A 1,125-nucleotide genomic window follows, 5' to 3' on the forward strand; every position below is an offset into this window, starting at 1 on the left:
CGAGCAGCCGCAGCACGGCGGCGGCGCGTTCGATCGACTGGATCGGGCCGGGCATGGGCCCGAACCTACCACCGTTCAGCATTGTCGAACGGTGCTGGTGGTGCCCGGCCCCGCGCGTTCCTAGCGTTGGTCTCGGGCCTCGGGCCCGATCGACGGACTCGACGATGAGGTCCGGAAAGGGCGAGAAGATGAACCGGTACGTGGGCGCGATCGACCAGGGCACGACGTCGACGCGATTCATGGTTTTCGATCACAGGGGCACCGTGGTGGCCCGCCACCAGCTCGAACACTCCCAGATCATGCCGTGCCCCGGCTGGGTCGAACACAATCCGGACGAGATCTGGGAACGCACCCGCACCGTCGTCAAGACCGCGCTCTCGCTCGCCGGTCTCACGGCCGACGACCTCGCCGCCATCGGCGTCACCAACCAGCGCGAGACCACCGTCGTGTGGAACCGCCGCACCGGCCGCCCCTACGGCAACGCCATCGTCTGGCAGGACACCCGCACCGACCGCATCATCGCCGACCTCGACGCCGCCGGGCACAGCGCGCTCATCCGCGCGAAGACCGGCCTGCCGCCGGCGCCGTACTTCTCCGGCGGCAAGCTGAAGTGGATCCTGGACAACGTCGCGGGCGTGCGCGCCGACGCCGAACGCGGTGACGCCCTGTTCGGCACCCTCGACAGCTGGCTGATCTGGAACCTCACCGGCGGCGTGCACGTCACCGATCCCACCAATGCCTCACGCACGATGCTGATGGACCTCGAAACCCTCGACTGGGACGACGAACTCCTCACGATCTTCGGCATCCCGCGCGCGATGCTGCCGACCATCGCGCCGTCGGCGAACCCGGGACTGTTCGGGACGACGAAACCCGACGGCCCGTTCAAGGGCTCGGTGCCCATCGCGGGCGTGCTGGGCGATCAGCAGGCCGCGGGCGTCGGGCAGGTGTGTTTCCAGCCCGGCGAAGCCAAGAACACCTATGGCACAGGCAATTTCCTGATGCTCAACACCGGCACGGAGATCGTGCTGGACGGCAGGACCGAGCGGATCGGCTCGATCGCGAAGATCTGGGCCGCCGGCGTCCAGGCCTCCGAGCTGGGCAAGACGCTCTCGAAGCAGACCG

The 1,125-nt window shown here is 68.4% G+C and carries 1 protein-coding gene; it reads left to right on the plus strand.

What is annotated here, in order from left to right:
• Positions 1–188: 188 nt before the first annotated feature.
• On the plus strand, positions 189–1,125 hold a 937-nt coding region (locus tag AB0F44_RS30245), incomplete at its 3' end, for an FGGY family carbohydrate kinase (RefSeq protein WP_357361074.1).

It is taken from the genome of Nocardioides sp. NPDC023903 (genome assembly GCF_040639295.1).
Lineage (GTDB): Bacteria > Actinomycetota > Actinomycetes > Propionibacteriales > Nocardioidaceae > Nocardioides.